The 14,839-nt window shown below is 68.1% G+C and carries 17 protein-coding genes; 4 read left to right on the forward strand and 13 right to left on the reverse strand.

The annotated features are described in order from the left end of the window. Positions 1-77: 77 nt before the first annotated feature. The 10 genes from BSY239_RS06145 to BSY239_RS06190 all read right to left on the reverse strand — a co-directional run bounded on the left by BSY239_RS06145 (position 78) and on the right by BSY239_RS06190 (position 8,539). Positions 78-530 carry a nuclear transport factor 2 family protein gene (locus tag BSY239_RS06145; protein ID WP_069046066.1) on the reverse strand — a complete coding sequence of 151 codons (453 nt, stop codon included), beginning with the start codon at positions 528-530 and terminating at the stop codon, positions 78-80. Continuing rightward, complete coding sequence (locus BSY239_RS06150; protein ID WP_069046067.1) at positions 527-1,390, reverse strand: class III extradiol dioxygenase subunit beta; 864 nt, start codon at positions 1,388-1,390, stop codon at positions 527-529. The genes BSY239_RS06145 and BSY239_RS06150 overlap by 4 nt, the downstream gene beginning before the upstream one ends. Then, complete coding sequence (ligA, locus tag BSY239_RS06155) at positions 1,390-1,794, reverse strand: protocatechuate 4,5-dioxygenase subunit alpha (protein WP_069046068.1); 405 nt, start codon at positions 1,792-1,794, stop codon at positions 1,390-1,392. Before ligA ends, BSY239_RS06150 begins: the two co-directional genes overlap by 1 nt. A 13-nt stretch (positions 1,795-1,807) precedes the next feature. After that, on the reverse strand, positions 1,808-2,551 hold the full coding sequence (locus BSY239_RS06160; protein WP_069046069.1) for an alpha/beta fold hydrolase: 744 nt from the start codon (positions 2,549-2,551) through the stop codon (positions 1,808-1,810). Further along, the gene (locus BSY239_RS06165) at positions 2,541-3,290 is read right to left on the reverse strand and encodes an ABC transporter ATP-binding protein (RefSeq protein WP_069046070.1); all 750 of its coding nucleotides are present in this window, start codon (positions 3,288-3,290) and stop codon (positions 2,541-2,543) included. The genes BSY239_RS06160 and BSY239_RS06165 overlap by 11 nt, the downstream gene beginning before the upstream one ends. Beyond that, entirely contained in the window at positions 3,283-4,065 is a 783-nt protein-coding gene (locus BSY239_RS06170; RefSeq protein ID WP_236944142.1) for an ABC transporter ATP-binding protein, read from the reverse strand. The genes BSY239_RS06165 and BSY239_RS06170 overlap by 8 nt, the downstream gene beginning before the upstream one ends. Beyond that, positions 4,062-5,039 (reverse strand): branched-chain amino acid ABC transporter permease, encoded by a 978-nt coding sequence (locus tag BSY239_RS06175; protein ID WP_069046072.1) that lies wholly within the window; start codon positions 5,037-5,039, stop codon positions 4,062-4,064. Before BSY239_RS06175 ends, BSY239_RS06170 begins: the two co-directional genes overlap by 4 nt. Then, a complete protein-coding gene (locus BSY239_RS06180) occupies positions 5,036-5,905 on the reverse strand; it encodes a branched-chain amino acid ABC transporter permease (RefSeq protein ID WP_069046073.1) in 870 nt (289 codons plus the stop codon). The genes BSY239_RS06175 and BSY239_RS06180 overlap by 4 nt, the downstream gene beginning before the upstream one ends. A gap of 76 nt (positions 5,906-5,981) precedes the next feature. Then, positions 5,982-7,151 carry an ABC transporter substrate-binding protein gene (locus tag BSY239_RS06185; RefSeq protein WP_069046074.1) on the reverse strand — a complete coding sequence of 390 codons (1,170 nt, stop codon included), beginning with the start codon at positions 7,149-7,151 and terminating at the stop codon, positions 5,982-5,984. A 137-nt stretch (positions 7,152-7,288) separates the two neighbouring features. Continuing rightward, entirely contained in the window at positions 7,289-8,539 is a 1,251-nt protein-coding gene (locus tag BSY239_RS06190) for a LysR family transcriptional regulator (protein WP_069046075.1), read from the reverse strand. 99 nt (positions 8,540-8,638) lie between these two features. On the opposite strand from BSY239_RS06190, the gene BSY239_RS06195 reads away from it, so the two are divergent. The 4 genes from BSY239_RS06195 to BSY239_RS06210 all read left to right on the forward strand — a co-directional run bounded on the left by BSY239_RS06195 (position 8,639) and on the right by BSY239_RS06210 (position 12,210). After that, a complete protein-coding gene (locus BSY239_RS06195; protein WP_069046076.1) occupies positions 8,639-9,142 on the forward strand; it encodes a MarR family winged helix-turn-helix transcriptional regulator in 504 nt (167 codons plus the stop codon). A gap of 96 nt (positions 9,143-9,238) precedes the next feature. Beyond that, positions 9,239-10,276, forward strand: a complete 1,038-nt coding sequence (locus BSY239_RS06200) for an aromatic ring-hydroxylating dioxygenase subunit alpha (RefSeq protein WP_069046077.1) — start codon at positions 9,239-9,241, stop codon at positions 10,274-10,276. Between the two features lie 21 nt (positions 10,277-10,297). Next, positions 10,298-11,269 carry a PDR/VanB family oxidoreductase gene (locus BSY239_RS06205; RefSeq protein WP_069046078.1) on the forward strand — a complete coding sequence of 324 codons (972 nt, stop codon included), beginning with the start codon at positions 10,298-10,300 and terminating at the stop codon, positions 11,267-11,269. 26 nt (positions 11,270-11,295) lie between these two features. Next, positions 11,296-12,210, forward strand: coding sequence for a DMT family transporter (locus BSY239_RS06210; RefSeq protein WP_069046079.1), 915 nt, complete (start codon positions 11,296-11,298; stop codon positions 12,208-12,210). Here the strand turns inward: BSY239_RS06210 and BSY239_RS06215 are convergent. Genes BSY239_RS06215 through BSY239_RS06225 form a run of 3 tightly spaced genes read right to left on the reverse strand, consistent with a single transcriptional unit; the run spans position 12,207 to position 14,826 of the window. Further along, positions 12,207-12,668: an RNA-binding S4 domain-containing protein gene (locus BSY239_RS06215; RefSeq protein ID WP_069046080.1), complete on the reverse strand. Its 462-nt coding sequence runs from the start codon at positions 12,666-12,668 to the stop codon at positions 12,207-12,209. The genes BSY239_RS06210 and BSY239_RS06215 overlap by 4 nt on opposite strands. After that, positions 12,665-14,140 carry a sensor histidine kinase gene (locus BSY239_RS06220; protein WP_069046081.1) on the reverse strand — a complete coding sequence of 492 codons (1,476 nt, stop codon included), beginning with the start codon at positions 14,138-14,140 and terminating at the stop codon, positions 12,665-12,667. The genes BSY239_RS06215 and BSY239_RS06220 overlap by 4 nt, the downstream gene beginning before the upstream one ends. Beyond that, complete coding sequence (locus BSY239_RS06225; protein ID WP_069046082.1) at positions 14,140-14,826, reverse strand: response regulator transcription factor; 687 nt, start codon at positions 14,824-14,826, stop codon at positions 14,140-14,142. The genes BSY239_RS06220 and BSY239_RS06225 overlap by 1 nt, the downstream gene beginning before the upstream one ends. Between the last annotated feature and the right edge of the window lie 13 nt (positions 14,827-14,839).

Consider the following 14,839-nt stretch of genomic DNA (forward strand, 5'->3'; position numbering starts at 1 on the left):
GATTTCACGACTGTTCAACAGGTCGATGGAATCGCAAAAAAGCCCTGCATTGCAGGGCTTTTTTGCGTCTGGTCGGCCTAGGGCGTCGCGCCGGCCCGGAACAGCGTGAACCACGCTTCCCGTCGGCGAATGCGCCAGCCCTCCGGCGTTCGTGCGAGCTGGTCGTGAATCTCCCCCACTTGCTGCACCGGATCGGCGGGGCGCCCGCGTGCGGTGGTGGCATCGCTGTGTTTGCCGCTCCACAGCAACACGGCACAGCTCGCGCGTGCGGTGCCGGCGGCCAGGTCCACGGCCACGCGTTGGTTGCACATCAGGTGGCGCGTCAGGCGGTCGGGGTCGCGCGCTGCGTAGGCCGCGACGATGGCGTCGCGCCCGCGCAGTTCCACGCCGTCGGGCCGCACCAGCACGCCATCGGTGTCGAACAACGCGGCCAGCGCGGTGAACTGGCGGCCGTCCACCGCGTCGGCGGCGGCCAGCACGAGGTCGCGGCAGGCTTGTTGGGCCAGCAAGGTATCGAGGTCAAGGTTCATGGCGTCAGCACGAGGTGGCCCACGGCGGTGTTGGACGCGGGCACGTGATAGAAGCGGTGCACGCAGGTCGGTGCGCGACCGTCGGGGCGTTCGGGCATGGCGCCGCGCGCGATCAGCCACATCACCAGCTCGATGCCCTCGCTGCCGGCTTCGCGCACGAAATCCACATGGGAGATGGCGGCGGCGGCCTCGGGCACGGTGGTGATCATGTCCATGAAAGCGTGGTCGAACACGGGGTTGATCAGGCCGGCGCGCTGGCCCTGCAACTGGTGGCTCATGCCCCCCGTGCCCCAGACCTGAACGTTGAGATCTTCACCATAGCTCTCGATCGCCTTGCGCACCGCGCGGCCCAAGGCCAGGCAGCGACGGCCGGTGGGCACCGGGTACTGGATCACGTTGACGGCCAGCGGAATCACCGGGCAGGGCCAGCGGAAATCGTCGGCGGGCGGCTGACCGAACATCAACGACAGCGGCACGGTCAGGCCGTGGTCCACGTCCATGCGGTTGACCAGCGTGAGGTCGAAGTCGTCCTGGATCGCGCTCTGCGCGATGTGCGCAGCCAGCTCGGGGTGGCCTTGCACCACCGGCACCGGGCGCGCGCCCCAGCCTTCGTCGGCGGGTGAGAAGCGCTCGCCGGTGCCGATGGCAAAGGTGGGAACGAGATCAGGCCCGAAGGCGGTGGCGTGGTCGTTGAACACCAGCACGATCACATCGGGCGGGTTCTCGCGCAGCCAGGCGCGCGAAGCCTCGTAGCCGCCGAACACCGGCGCCCAATAGGGCTCGGCCGAGCGGCCCTGGTCGAGTGCTGCGCCGATGGCCGGCACGTGCGAGGTGTAGACGCTGGCGCTGACCCGGGCCATCAGGGCGTTCCCTGGCGGTCGGACCACTCGTGCAGGTAGCGGTTTCCCTCGATCGGACGCCCGCCCTTGAGCATCATCTCGCGGTAGTCGGCTTCGCTCATGCCGGTCATGGTGCCCACCATCTGCTGCACGCTGACGCCGTCGGTGGCGGAGATCTTGACGAGGAAGTACACGTTGCCACCCAGGGCCAGGCAGCGGTTCATGTCGCGGGCCAGCACCGCTTCGCGCTGCGCCTGCGTCATCGGCCATTCGGCCAGGTAGGCGGCTTCGTTGGCGCGGAACCGTTCGCGGTTGGCTGGCTTCATGAGCGACATGCAGAACTGGTTCAGTGCATAGCCTTTGCGCGATTGCTGGGCGTCAAACAGCACGGTGCCCGGGATGTCGGCGAAATCGGCGGTGTTCATGTCGGGTCCGGGTTTATGTGGCCTTGGCCGTTGCCGTCAGCCAGCGCTGCAGCACCTCGGCCACGGCTGCGGGCCGCTCCATCGGTGCCATGTGACCGGCGTCTTCGGTCACGGCCAGCACCGCACCGGGGATCAGGGCGTGCATGGCTTCGTGCTGCGCGACCGGGGCCCAGCTGTCCTGGCGACCGCACATCACGAGCGCCGGCACGCGGATGCCGCGCAGCACGTCGGACGCGTCCGGCCGCTGCAACAGCGCACGGAGCTGGCGCTCGAAGGTGTCGGCGCTCTTGCGCTCGAACATGGCCACGATGGCCTCCAGCAGTGATGCGTCGTTCAGGCGTGCGGGGTGCACCATGCCTTGCACCCACTGCCGGGCCATCGCGCGTACGCCTTCGCGCCGTGCCACGTCCAGCAGGGCGTGGCGCTTGCGGGTTTCTTCCTCCCCCGCAGTGCCGCTGGCGCGGGCCAGGTAGCCAGTGTCGAGCAGGGCCACGCGGCTCACGCGCGCGGGCGCCTGGCGCAGCACCTCCAGCGCCACGCGCGCGCCCATCGAATGGCCGGCCATAGCGAACCGAGGCGGTGCGGCGTCCAGCAGCTGGCGCGCCATCAGGACCACGCTGTCGGCCTCGCCGTGGTCCACCACGTGGCACTCGCGGTCCGAGCCCAGCGCGGGCATCACGGGTTGCCACACCGCCGCGTCGCACATCAGGCCGGGCACCAGCCACAGCGGTTCGCCTTGCGCGGATTCAAGCGGCATGCGTGGCTCCTGAGGTGCGAACCACGCCGAGCAGGCCATCCAGCAACTCGGGCTGTGCGGCCAGCGCTGCAGCGTCGCCGCTGTGCACCACGTTGCCGTGGTCCAGCACCACCGCGCGGTGGCTGATGCGCAGGATGGCTTGTGGATGTTGCTCGACGATGATGGCCGAGAGGCCCTCGTCGCGCGTGATGCGGGCGATGGCGCGCAGCAACTCTTCCACAATGATGGGCGCCAGGCCTTCCAGCGGCTCGTCGAGCAGCAGCAGGCGTGGGTTGAGCACCAACGCGCGGCCCACGGCCAGCATTTGCTGCTCACCGCCAGAGAGCTGGGTGCCCAGGTTGGTCTTGCGCTCGGCCAGGCGCGGGAACAGCTCGTACACGCGTTCGGGTGTCCACGGCCGGTTGCTGCTGCCGGCGCGCGCCGGGCGCGCCACCGCCGTCAGGTTTTCTTGCACCGTGAGCGATTTGAAGATGTTGCGCTCCTGCGGCACCCACCCGATGCCGGCGGCCGCGCGTTCGTGCGCGGGCAGGCGGTGCAGTTCGACGCCGGCCAGCCGGATGCTGCCGCCGTGCTGGCGCGTGGCGCCGGCCAGCGTGTTCATGAGCGTGGTCTTGCCGGTGCCGTTGCGGCCCAGCAGCGCCAGCGTTTCGCCCTCGGGCAGCGAGAAGCTCACGCCCTGGAGCACCACCGCCTCGCCGTAGCCGGCGCTCAGGTTTTCAATGTGCAGCAGATCAGCCATGGATGGCCTCCCCATGGCCGAGGTACACGGCTTTGACCCGCGGGTCGTTGGCAATCTCTCCCGGTGTGCCTTCGACCAGCACCGCGCCGTTGACCAGCACGGTGATGAAGCGGGCGAATTCAAACACCAGGTCCATGTCGTGCTCGATCAGCAGCACCGACACATCGGCCGGCAGCGCGGCCACGGTGTGCAGCAGTTCCTCGCGTTCACCCGCCGGCACGCCGGCCACCGGCTCGTCGAGCAGCAGCACGCGCGGCTCGCAGGCCAGGGCGATGGCGATCTCCAGCAGGCGGCGCTTGCCATAGGCCAGGTGCTCGGTGCGCACATGGCCCACGTCGGCCAGGTGGAACTTTTCCAACAACTGTTCGCAGCGTTGGTTGACCGCCGGCTGGCGCCCCAGCGGCTGCCACCAGCGTCCGCCCAATCCCAGGTGCTGCGCCACCACCATGGCCAGGGTTTCCCGCGGCGTGAGGCTGTTGAACAGCTGGTTGATCTGGAAGGTGCGCACCATGCCGCGGCGCACACGCTGGTGCGGTGCGAGCGTGGTGATGTCGTCGCCATCGAGCAGGATGCGCCCGGCCGAAGGTTCGAGCACGCCGGTCAGCAGGTTGATCAGCGTGGTCTTGCCCGCGCCGTTGGGGCCGATGAGCGCGTGGCGCGCGCCGTGGCTCACGTTCAGGCTCACGTCCTGCGTGGCGACGATGCCGCCGAAACGCTTGACCAGGCCCTCTGTCTTGAGCACGGTGGTGGTGTTCATGGGGGTCGGGGCGTTCATGCGGCATCCTTGCGCGAGAACCAGGTCCAGGGCCGCAGCAGGCGCTCGCGTCCCACCAGCACCAGCACGACGAGGAAGAGGCCGACCCAGAAGGTCCAGTACTGCGGCGTGATGCCGGCGATCACGTCGTGCAGCAGCTTGAACACCACCGCACCGACCACACCGCCGTAGAGCCAGCCCACTCCCCCGATTACCAGCATCAGCACCACGTCGGCCGAGCGCTCGATGGAGAACACGTCGAGCGAGGCGAAGCCGGTGGTCTGGGCGAGCAAGGCGCCGGCCGCGCCGGCCATGCCCGCGGACACGGTGTAGACCACCGCCAGCCTTGATGCGACCGGGATGCCGATGGACATGGCACGCAGCCGGTTGTCGCGCACCGCCTTGAGCGTGGCGCCAAAGGGCGAGTGCACCAGCCGGCGCGCCAGCAGGAAACACACCAGCAGCACGGCGATGGAATAGGCGGCGGCCACCTGGCCGTACAGGTCGAATTCAAAGCGGCCCAGCAACGGACCCATGACCACGCCTTGCAGACCGTCGGCGCCGCCGGTGAGCCAGTCGAGCTTGTTGGCCAGTTCGAACAGGATCAGCGTGAGACCGAGCGTCACCATGATGCGTGTGAGATCGGTGCCGCGCATGATGGTCAGCGAGGCCACCGCGCCCAGCAACGTGCCCGCTGCGGTGCCCACCGCCAGTCCCACCATCGGGTCGGGGTGGATGTGTTTGGCAAACAGGGCCGCGCTGTACGCGCCGAAGCCGAGGAAGGCCGCGTGGCCCAGCGAGACGATGCCGGTGTAGCCGAGGATCAGGTCCAGCGACACCGCGAACAGCGCGACGATGGCGACCTCGTTGATGATCAGCGCGTGCTCCTTGAGCAGCCAGGGCGCGGCCAGTGCGGCCAGCCAGAGCACCGGCTCCCAGGGGCGCCAGCGGGCCTGGTCGAGCAGCTTGCCAAGTGGGGGTGTGGTGGGTGTCATTTGCCGCCTCCGAGGCGCGAGAACAGGCCGTGTGGCCGCCAGATCAGGATGGCGATCATGAGGGTGTAGACGATGAATCCGCCGAGCTTGGGGATGTAGTACTTGCCCGCCACGTCGGCGATGCCCAGCAGCAGCGCCGCCAGCAGCGGACCGGTGATGGACGAGGTGCCACCCACCGCCACCACAATCAGGAAATACACCAGAAACTTCAGCGGGAAGCTCGGGTCCAGACCCAGCACTTCGGCCCCCAGCGCGCCACCCAGGCCGGCCAGGCCCGAACCCACGGCGAAGGTGGCCGCGAACACCACGTTCACGTTGATGCCCAGGCTGGCGGCCACGCGCGGATCGTCCACGCTGGCGCGCAGGCGGCTGCCGAATCGGGTGCGCGAGAGGATGAATTGCAGCCCCACGGTGAGCGCGGCGCAGATGGCGATGATGAAGAGCCGGTAGTGCCCCATGCCGAGGGCGCCATCGAACAGCTCGGTGCGGCCCAGCAGCCAGGTCGGCAGCTGGATGATCTGCTGTTGCGAACCCATGAAGTAGTCGGTGGCGGCCACGGCCATGAAGGTCAGGCCGATCGAGAACAAGACCTGGTCCAGGTGCGGCTTCTTGTACATCGGCCGGTAGAGCGTGCGCTCCAGCACCGCCCCCACAAGCGCTGTCACCCCGAAAGCCAACGGCAGGCAGACGAGAAAGGGCAGGCCCGCGTGCTGCATCAGGGCCACCGTGAGGTAGCCGCCGAGCATGGCGAAGGCGCCGTGGGCCAGGTTGATGAAGTTCATCAAACCCATGGTCACCGACAGGCCCACGGCCAGGATGAAAAGCAGCATGCCGTAGGCTATGCCGTCGAAGAGGATGGTCAGCATGGGCGTGGCATCTCACAGGCGGGTGCGCGAGGCACCCGCCGTCATGACAAGGGAGGGAACGGAGGTCGGGCGCGGCTTACTTGGCCTTGCCCGGGTCCTTCATGTCGGTGACCGTCTCGATCTCGGTGTTCCACATCTGGCCGTTGATCCGCTCGACCTTTCGCACGTAGACGTTGTGCACCACGTCGCGGGTCTGCGCGTCGATGTAGATCGGGCCGCGCGGGCTCTCGAAGACCTGTCCCTTCATGGCGTTGAGCAAGGCCTCGCCACCTTCGCCCTTGGTCTTCTTCGCGCCTTCGTAGATCACGCGCATGCCGTCGTAGGCGCCCACGGCCATGAAGTTGGGGCGCATGCCGTTGTTGGCCTTGCCGAAGGCTTCAACAAACTTCTTGTTCAGCGGCGAGTTGTGCGCGGCCGAGTAGTGGTGGGCCGTGACCACGCCCAGGGCCACGTCGCCCATGCCGTTGAGGATGTCGTCATCGGTCACGCTGCCTTCCGCAATCATGCGGATGCCGGCCTTGTCCAGGCCGCGCTCGGCAAACTGCTTCATCAGCGCCGAACCCGCACCCGACGGCACGAAGGTAAATAGCGCGTCGGGCTTGGCATCACGCACCTTCTGCAGGAAGGGCGCGAAATCGGGGCTGCGCAGCGGCACGCGCAGCGACTCCACCACCACGCCGCCGTTGGCCTGGAAGCGCTGGCTGAAGAACTTCTCGGAATCCACGCCGGGTGCGTAGTCGGTGACCAGCGTCACCACCCGCTTGATGTTGTTCTTGGTCGCCCAATCGGCCAGCACGGTGACCACCTGCGGCACGGTGAAGCTGGTGCGCACGATGTAGGGCGACGCTTCCGTGATGCTGGAGGTGGCCGCGGCCATCACCACCAGCGGTGTCTTGGATTGCGTGGCCACCGGTGCGGTGGCAAAGGCCAGCGGCGTGAGGCCGAACCCGGCCAGCACCTGCACCTTGTCGTTGATCACCAGCTCCTGAGCGATGCGCTTGGTCACGTCGGGTGCGCCGGTGTCGTCTTTCACGATCAGCTGCACCTTCTTGCCGGCAACGGTGTCACCGTTCTGTGCCATGTAGAGACGGGCAGCGGCTTCGAGCTGCTTGCCGGTGGAGGCAAACGGTCCGGTCATGGGCAGGATCAGGCCGATCTTGAATGTGTTGTCCTGAGCGGCGGCATGGCCGAGGGACCCCACGAGCGCGAGGGCAACGGCGGTGCGGATGAAGTGGCGTTTCTGCATGGTGTGTCTCCGGTGGATTGCGGGTTTTCCCGTATGCATGCCGCTGCGTGCTGGCGGCTTCACAGGCCACGCATGATCCCCCTGGCGCAGGGAAAGGTCCAATGCTTTCGCCGGATCAACTATGCATTCTGCTTATTTCAAGTTTCGGCTTCAGCGTCGCCGGCGATCTCCCGGGCCACGCTGCGCAGTGCGTCCATCAGCGACTGCGCCGCCGGCGTGGGCAGGTAGTCCGCGCGCCGCACCAGCCCGATCATGCGCGGCTCGTGTCGAACCGCCACACCCAGCTGGACCAGCAGGCCAGCGCGGATCTCGGCGTCCACCTGGCGCGGCGACATGAGTGCCACGCGATCGCTTTGCGCCAGCAGGGCCTGCATCATCAGCGCGCTGTTGACGCGCAGCGGATCGGCCGGGATCGGGATGCGCGCCACCTTCAGCGCCTGCTCGAACGCCACCTGCGCGGGCGTGTTCGGCATCGGCATGATCCAGCCCGCGCCGCGCAGGTCCTGCCAGCTCAGGTTGCGCCGCCCGGCCAGCGGGTGCGCCGCCCGCGCCACCACCGCAAGGCGGTCGAGGAAGAGGGTTTCCTGCGCCAGGTCGGCGCCGGTCAACGTGGGCCGGAGCGCGCCCACGATGAAGTCGATGTCGGCCTGGCGCAGCTGGTGCAGCAAGGCGTCGTAGGTGCCGTCCACGATGGTGATGGCCAGCCCGGGGTGGACCTGCAGCACGCGGTCCACCGCGCCGGAAAGCAGGCGCCCGGTGGAGAACGGCAGCGTGCCGATGACCAATCGCCCTTGCACCACGCCACGTTGCGCCGCCAGCGCGTCGCCCGCCTGCTGCAGTTCGGCCCGCGCCAGCTTGAAGGCCTGCAGCGTGACTTCGCCCGCTTCGGTCAGGCGCAGGCCCTTGCGTGCCCGCACGAACAACGCGGCGCCGGCCATGTGTTCCAGCTGGGCCAGCGTCTGGTGCACCGCCGGCTGGCTGATGCCCAGTGCCAGCGCGCTGGCCGTTTCCGAAGCGGTTTGCGCCAGCGACAGCAGCACCACCATGTGGCGCGTGCCCACGCCGGCCGCCAGGCGGCTGAAGGTCCAGGCCAGCGCGTCGGTGCTGGCGTGCCGGCGCGCGGGCGCATCTGCCTGCGCGAGGTGGCCCAGGCCGCGCGAGGCCCGCAGCGCCAGCTCCTGCCCCATGGGCGTGGGCTCCATGCCCCGGGCAGAGCGTTCGAAGAGGGCGCCCGCCAGGTCCGTTTCCAACGACTGGATGGCCCGCACCACCGACGACTGCGACAGGTGCAGCGCACCTGCGGCCGCCACCGTGCTGCCGGTGGCCGCGACGGCGCACAGCGCACGCAGCGGCTTGAGCTGATCGACCAGTGGGGGCGCGGTGTGCATGCAGAGGGTGGGACGACGGGCGGGGAGGGCCGATTATGGAAGCGACCCCGCCAGTGGCTGGCCTATAGTCCCGCACATTGCTCACAGTGGACCCACCCGATGACCCCGCCCCGCTCAGCCACCGCCCGCTCCGCAGCCAGCCCCATTGCCGACAGCGGCGTTGAGCTGCACGCCGAACCCGGCCACCTGATCCGGCGCGCGCACCAGGTCGCGGTCTCGACCTTCCACAACACCCACGGCCGCCAGATCACGCCGGTGCAGTACGCCATCCTGCGTGCGCTGCAGGACACGCCCGGCATGGACCAGGTCACGCTGGCCGACAAGGTGGCGCTGGACACCTCCACCACCGCCGACATCGCCACCCGGCTCGAAGCCAAGGGCTGGATCGTGCGTGAGCTGTTGCCGCGCCGCCAGCGCAGCCTCACGCTCACGGCCGAGGGCCTGGCCGTGCTCGCCGACATGCTGCCCAAGGTGGCGCCCATGTACCGCGAGTTGCTGGCGCCGCTGGAGCCGACCGAGCAGGCCGAGTTTTTGCGCCTGCTGCGCAAGTTCGTGCAGCTCAACGAAACCGCGGCGAAGTCCAAAAATTCGGGTAAACCCTAGCTTCAACCCTCTTTTTTTTGGGTGCGACATTCCGTATACTGATAGTCATTCAGCATACTGAATGAATCCGGTTCGTTCAACCCAAGGAGACATCCCATGTTCCCGACCAACACCTGGTACGTGGCCTGCACGGCCGACGAGATCGACGAAAAACCGCTGGGCCGCACCATCTGCAACCAGCGCATCGTGTTCTACCGCGCGCTGCAGGGCAAGGTGGCCGCGGTGGAGGATTTCTGCCCGCACCGCGGCGCGCCGCTTTCGCTGGGCTACGTGTGCGAAGGCAAGCTGGTCTGCGGCTACCACGGTCTGGAAATGGGCTGCGACGGCAAGACCATCGCCATGCCGGGCCAGCGCGTGGGCGGCTTCCCGGCCATCCGCAGTTACCCGGTGGAAGAGCGCTACGGTTTCGTCTGGGTCTGGCCCGGTGACGCGGCCAAGGCCGATGCCTCGCTGATCCCGCACATGGAGTGGTACGACAACCCCGAGTGGGCTTACGGCGGCGGGCTCTACCACGTGAAGGCCGACTACCGCCTCATGGTCGACAACCTCATGGACCTGACGCACGAGACCTATGTGCACTCCACCAGCATCGGTCAGAAGGAGATCGACGAGGTGCCGTGCAAGACCGTGGTCGACGGCGACAACGTGATCACCAGCCGCTTCATGGAGAACATCACAGCGCCGCCGTTCTGGAAATCCGCGCTGCGCGCCAACCACCTGGCCGATGATGTGCCGGTGGACCGCTGGCAAATCTGCCGCTTCACGCCACCGAGCCACGTGATGATCGAGGTGGGCGTGGCCCATGCAGGTCACGGTGGTGTCGAAGCACCGGCCGAGCACAAGGTCTACAGCGTGGTGGTGGACTTCATCACGCCCGAGACTGACACCTCCATGCACTACTTCTGGGGCATGGCGCGCAAGTTCAATCCGGGCGACAAGGCGCTCACCGCGCAGATCCGTGAAGGCCAGGGCAAGATCTTTTCGGAAGACCTGGACATGCTGGAGCGTCAGCAGCGCAACATCAGCGACTTCCCCGAGCGCAAGCTGCTCAAGCTCAACATCGATGCCGGTGGCGTGCAGTCGCGCAAGGTGATCGAGCGCGTGATTGCGGCGGAGCAGGGCGCTCCCGCCTGACCCACCCAGCGAGACAACACCATGAGCGACCCCCAAACTCCCCTGTTGGTGCGCGTGGCGCGCAAGCGCGCCGAGGCGCTGGACATCTGCAGCCTGGACCTGGTGGCCGAGCCGGGCCATGTCCTGCCGGCCTTCAGCGCAGGCGCCCACATCGACGTGCACCTGCCCAACGGGCTGGTGCGCCAGTACTCGCTGTGCAACCCGCCCGGCAACCCGGCGCTCTACCAGATCGGGGTGCTGCGCGACGCCGCCTCGCGCGGTGGTTCGCAGGCGGTGCACGACGCCGTGACCGAGGGCTCGACGCTGCACATCAGCACGCCCAAGAACCACTTTCCACTCGCCACGGACGCGGCGCACCACCTGCTGCTGGGCGGTGGCATCGGAATCACGCCGCTGCTGGCCATGGCCGAGCAGCTCGCGCGCGACGGTGCCAGCTTCGAGCTGCACCACGCCAGCCGCTCGCGCGAGCGCACGGCCTTTGTGGAACGCATGGCGGCCTCGCCCTTTGCGCAGCAGGTGCACCACCACTTTGACGACGGCGACGCGGCCCAGAAACTCGACATCGCCGCCTTGCTGCAGCAGGCTGCGCCAGGCACCCATCTCTACACCTGCGGACCACAGGGTTTCATGGACGCGGTGCTCGGCACCGCCCGCGCACAAGGCTGGCCCGAGGCGCGGCTGCACTTCGAATTTTTCGGCGCCGCGCCGGTGGACACCAGCGGCGACGGCAGCTTCGAGCTGGAGATTGCCAGCAGCGGCCAGGTGATCGTGGTCAAGCCCGACCAGACCGCGCTGGCGGCCCTGCAAGCAGCCGGCCTGGACATTCCCATGTCGTGCGAACAAGGTGTGTGCGGCACCTGCCTCACGGGTGTGAAGGCCGGCACGCCCGACCACCGCGACCTCTACCTCACACCCGAGGAGAAGGCCGGCAACGACCAGTTTCTGCCGTGCTGTTCGCGTGCCTGCAGCGCGCGCCTGGTGCTGGATCTCTGACAGCCTGCACCCTGCAGAATGTCGGCATGTCCACACCCCCCACCCCCACCGCTTCCCTCTCCACATCGGCCTTTGCCACGCTCTTGCTCATCGCATTCATGATGGGCGCCAACCACGTGGCGGCCCGGCTGGCGTTCGACAACGGTGTGAGCGTGGCCACTGCGGTGGCGTTTCGCAGCGGCGTCACGGCCTTGGTGGTGGGCCTGATCCTGCTGGTCTACCGCGTGCCGGTGAGTTTGCAAGCCCGGCACCGCAAAGCCTTGCCCGCCATCGGCTTGCTGGTGGGTGTGCAGAGCCTGTGCCTCTATGCCTCGGTGGCGCGGCTGCCGGTGGCGCTGGCCTTGCTGGCCTTCAACACCTACCCGCTGTGGACGGCGCTGTGGGCGCGTGTGGTCTACGGCCAGCGCCCGCAGCCCCGCGTGTTGCGCGCCATGCCGGTGATGCTGATTGGGCTGGCGCTGGCGCTTGATGTGTCCGGCGCGGCGTCGGGGCTGGGCGCATCGGGGCACTGGGCCCGCATCGGTGTGGGCGTGGCATTTGCACTCACGGCGGCGGCCACCTTTGGTCTGGCGCTGGTGATCACGCAGCACGAGACGGGTGACCTCGACGGCCGTCTGCGCACCGCCACCACCATGACCATCGTGGGTGTCATGGCGCTCATTGCGTGTGGTTTGCAGGGCGGCCTGGCCTTGCCACAAGCGCCCGTGGGCTGGTGGGGATTGTTCGGCCTGACGCTGCTCTACGGCACCGCCTTCACCATCATGTTCACCGTGCTGCCCAAGCTGGGCGTGGTCGGCAACTCGGCCATCATGAACATCGAGCCCATCTTCGCGCTGGTGCTGGCCTGGGCGATTCTCGGCCAGTCGATCGCGGCGGTGCAGGTGGCTGGAGGCCTGCTGGTGGTGGCCACGGTGATGTGGCTGGGGCTCAGAAAGGGCTAGTCCAGATCGTCGAGCGACGCGCTCCAGCGATCGTTCCATTCGCCTCGCGGCGGCGCATCGCGCAGCCCCTCGATGTCCCGCCGGTCCCGCTTGGTCGGGCGTCCCATGGTCTGGCTGTGTGCAGGCTCGGGTGCGAGTCGTCGCAACTCGGCGTTGGCCGCGCGTTGTGCCAGCGAGGCGGCTGTTTCTTCAAACAGCAAGGCGGCCACCGGCGCTGCAGCGCGCACGCCGCTCAACCCCTTGACCACCACCGTGCGCACCTCGTGGCCGATGCGCAGTTCCAGCATGTCGCCGGTCTTCACGTCTTTCGACGGTTTCGCGAGTTGACCGTTGAGCTTCACGCGACCCTTGTCGATCTCTTCACTGCTCAACCCGCGCGTCTTGTAGAAGCGTGCGGCCCAGAGCCATTTGTCCAGTCGGACCTTGGTGGAAGCGGGTTCGGTGCGGGCGGGTTTCATGCAGGCGTGTCGGGTGGGGCCAGGGGCAGGCGCACGGTGGCGTCGAGTCCGCGCACCTGGCCTGAATGGATTCGGTTGTCGAGATCGATGGCGCCGCCCAGCGATTGCACGATTTCGCGGCAGATCGCCAGGCCCAGTCCGGAGCCCGACGCGCTGCTGGCCTGGCGGTGTTCGGTGGCGAAGGGCTGGAACAGCCGCTCGCGCAGCGCGGCCGAGATGCCCGGGCCTTCGTCGCTGATGGTGAGCGCGGCGGTTTGCGGATCCACCACCAGCGCCACGGTGAGCGCGGAGCCCGGGGGCGTGTTCTTGATGGCGTTGTGCAGCAGGTTGCGGCTGAGTTCGCGCAGGGCCCATTCGTGGGCGCGCACGGGCGCCGGCTGGGTGGTGATGGAGAAGTCGAGCGAGCGCTCGGCGATGAGCGCAGAGAGGTCGAGCGCGACCAGCCGCACCACGGCCGACCAGTCGTGCACCGGTGTGCTTTTCTCCTGCCGCAGTTGCTCCACCTTGGCCAGCGCCAGCATCTGGTTGGCAAGCTCGGTGGCGCGCTCCACCGTGTGGCCGATTTCATCCAGCGCCTGGCGCGGCTCCACATCGCCGCGCTGGGCCGACTGCACCTGCGTCTTGAGAACGGCTAGCGGCGTGCGCAACTGGTGCGAGGTGTCGCGCACAAAGCGCTTCTGGTGCTCCAGCAGATGCGAGAGGCGCTGCATGTGCTGGTTGGTTGCGTCCAGCAACGGCAGCAGCTCGCGCGGGGCGCCTTCGGTGGGCAGGGGCGACAGGTCGTTTTCGCTGCGTGCACCCAGCGCGCTGCTGAGCGCGCGCACCGGGCGCGTGGCGCGCTGCACCACGAACACCACCACCAGCGCGATCACCAGCACCAGCGCGGCCTGGCGCCACAGCGTGTCGATCAGGATCTGGCGCGCCAGCGTCTCGCGCAGCTCCAGCGTCTCGGCCACCTGGATGGTGGCCATGCCCTGTTCGTAAACGCCCGAGACCGGTTGCAGCAACACGGCCATGCGCACAGGCACGCCCTGGTACTGGTCGTCGTAAAAGTTCACCAGCGCCGCATACAGGTTCTTCTGCGGAATGTCGCTGCGCCCCGGCGGCAGGTCGTCGAAGCCCGAGACCAGTTCACCCTGCAGGCCGCTCACGCGGTAGAAGATGCGGCTGCGGTTGTCGGCCTCGAAGGCCTCCAGCGCCGAATAGAGCACGGTGGATTCCACCCGCAGTTCGCTGCCAGCACCGGTGACACGCAGCTGTTCGCCGAGCGACTTGGCGGTGGCGAGCAGGGTGCGGTCGTAGGCGGTGTCGGCCGCGGCCAGTGCCTGGCGGTACAGCACCACCGTGTTGATCAGCACAAAGGCGAACACCGGCAGCAGGATGCCGAGCAACAGGGTGCGTCGCAGCGAGAGGGCGCGTGGCCGGTGGGCACGGGAACGGGCAGAACCAGCCCCGGACACAAAAACGCCCATCAGGTCTCGGCCTTGAGCAGATACCCCAGACCACGCAGCGTGACCAGCTGCGCGCCGGTGTGGGCGATCTTCTTGCGCAGGCGGTAGGCCACCACCTCGATCGCTTCGGGTTGCACCTGGCTTTCGCCGGGGAACACCAGTTCGAACAGGCGTTCCTTGGCGATGGCGTGTCCGGGTTTGCCGAGCAGGGCCTGCAACAGGGAAAGCTCGCGTGGCGCCAGCTCCATGGGCTGGCCGGCGAAGTACACGGCACCGCTGTCCTTCTCCACATGCATGCCGCACCACACCGGGCCGCGGCCGGCGTTGCCCGCGGCGTGGTCGGCGCTGCCCGAGCGGCGCACCAAGGCGCGCAGGCGCGCTTCGAGTTCGTCGAGGTCGAACGGCTTGGGCAGGTAGTCGTCCGCGCCGGTGTTCAGGCCCAGGATGCGGTCGCCCACGGTGCCGCGCGCGGTGAGGATGATCACGGGTGTTTTCAGCCCGGCAGCGCGCGCCTGGCTCAGCACCTCCAGGCCATCCAGGCCGGGCAGGCTCAGGTCGAGCAACACCGCATCGGGCAGGCTGGCTTGCCACAGGGCCAGCGCGCGGGCGCCGTCCTCGCAACCGAGCACCTGCACACCGCGCCGCTCGAAGCTGCGCCGCAGGGTGGTCTGCATGGTGGCGTTGTCTTCGATCAGCAGCAGTTTCATGAGCCTCGATTAT

The sequence above is a fragment of the Hydrogenophaga sp. RAC07 genome, assembly GCF_001713375.1.
Lineage (GTDB): Bacteria > Pseudomonadota > Gammaproteobacteria > Burkholderiales > Burkholderiaceae_C > Hydrogenophaga.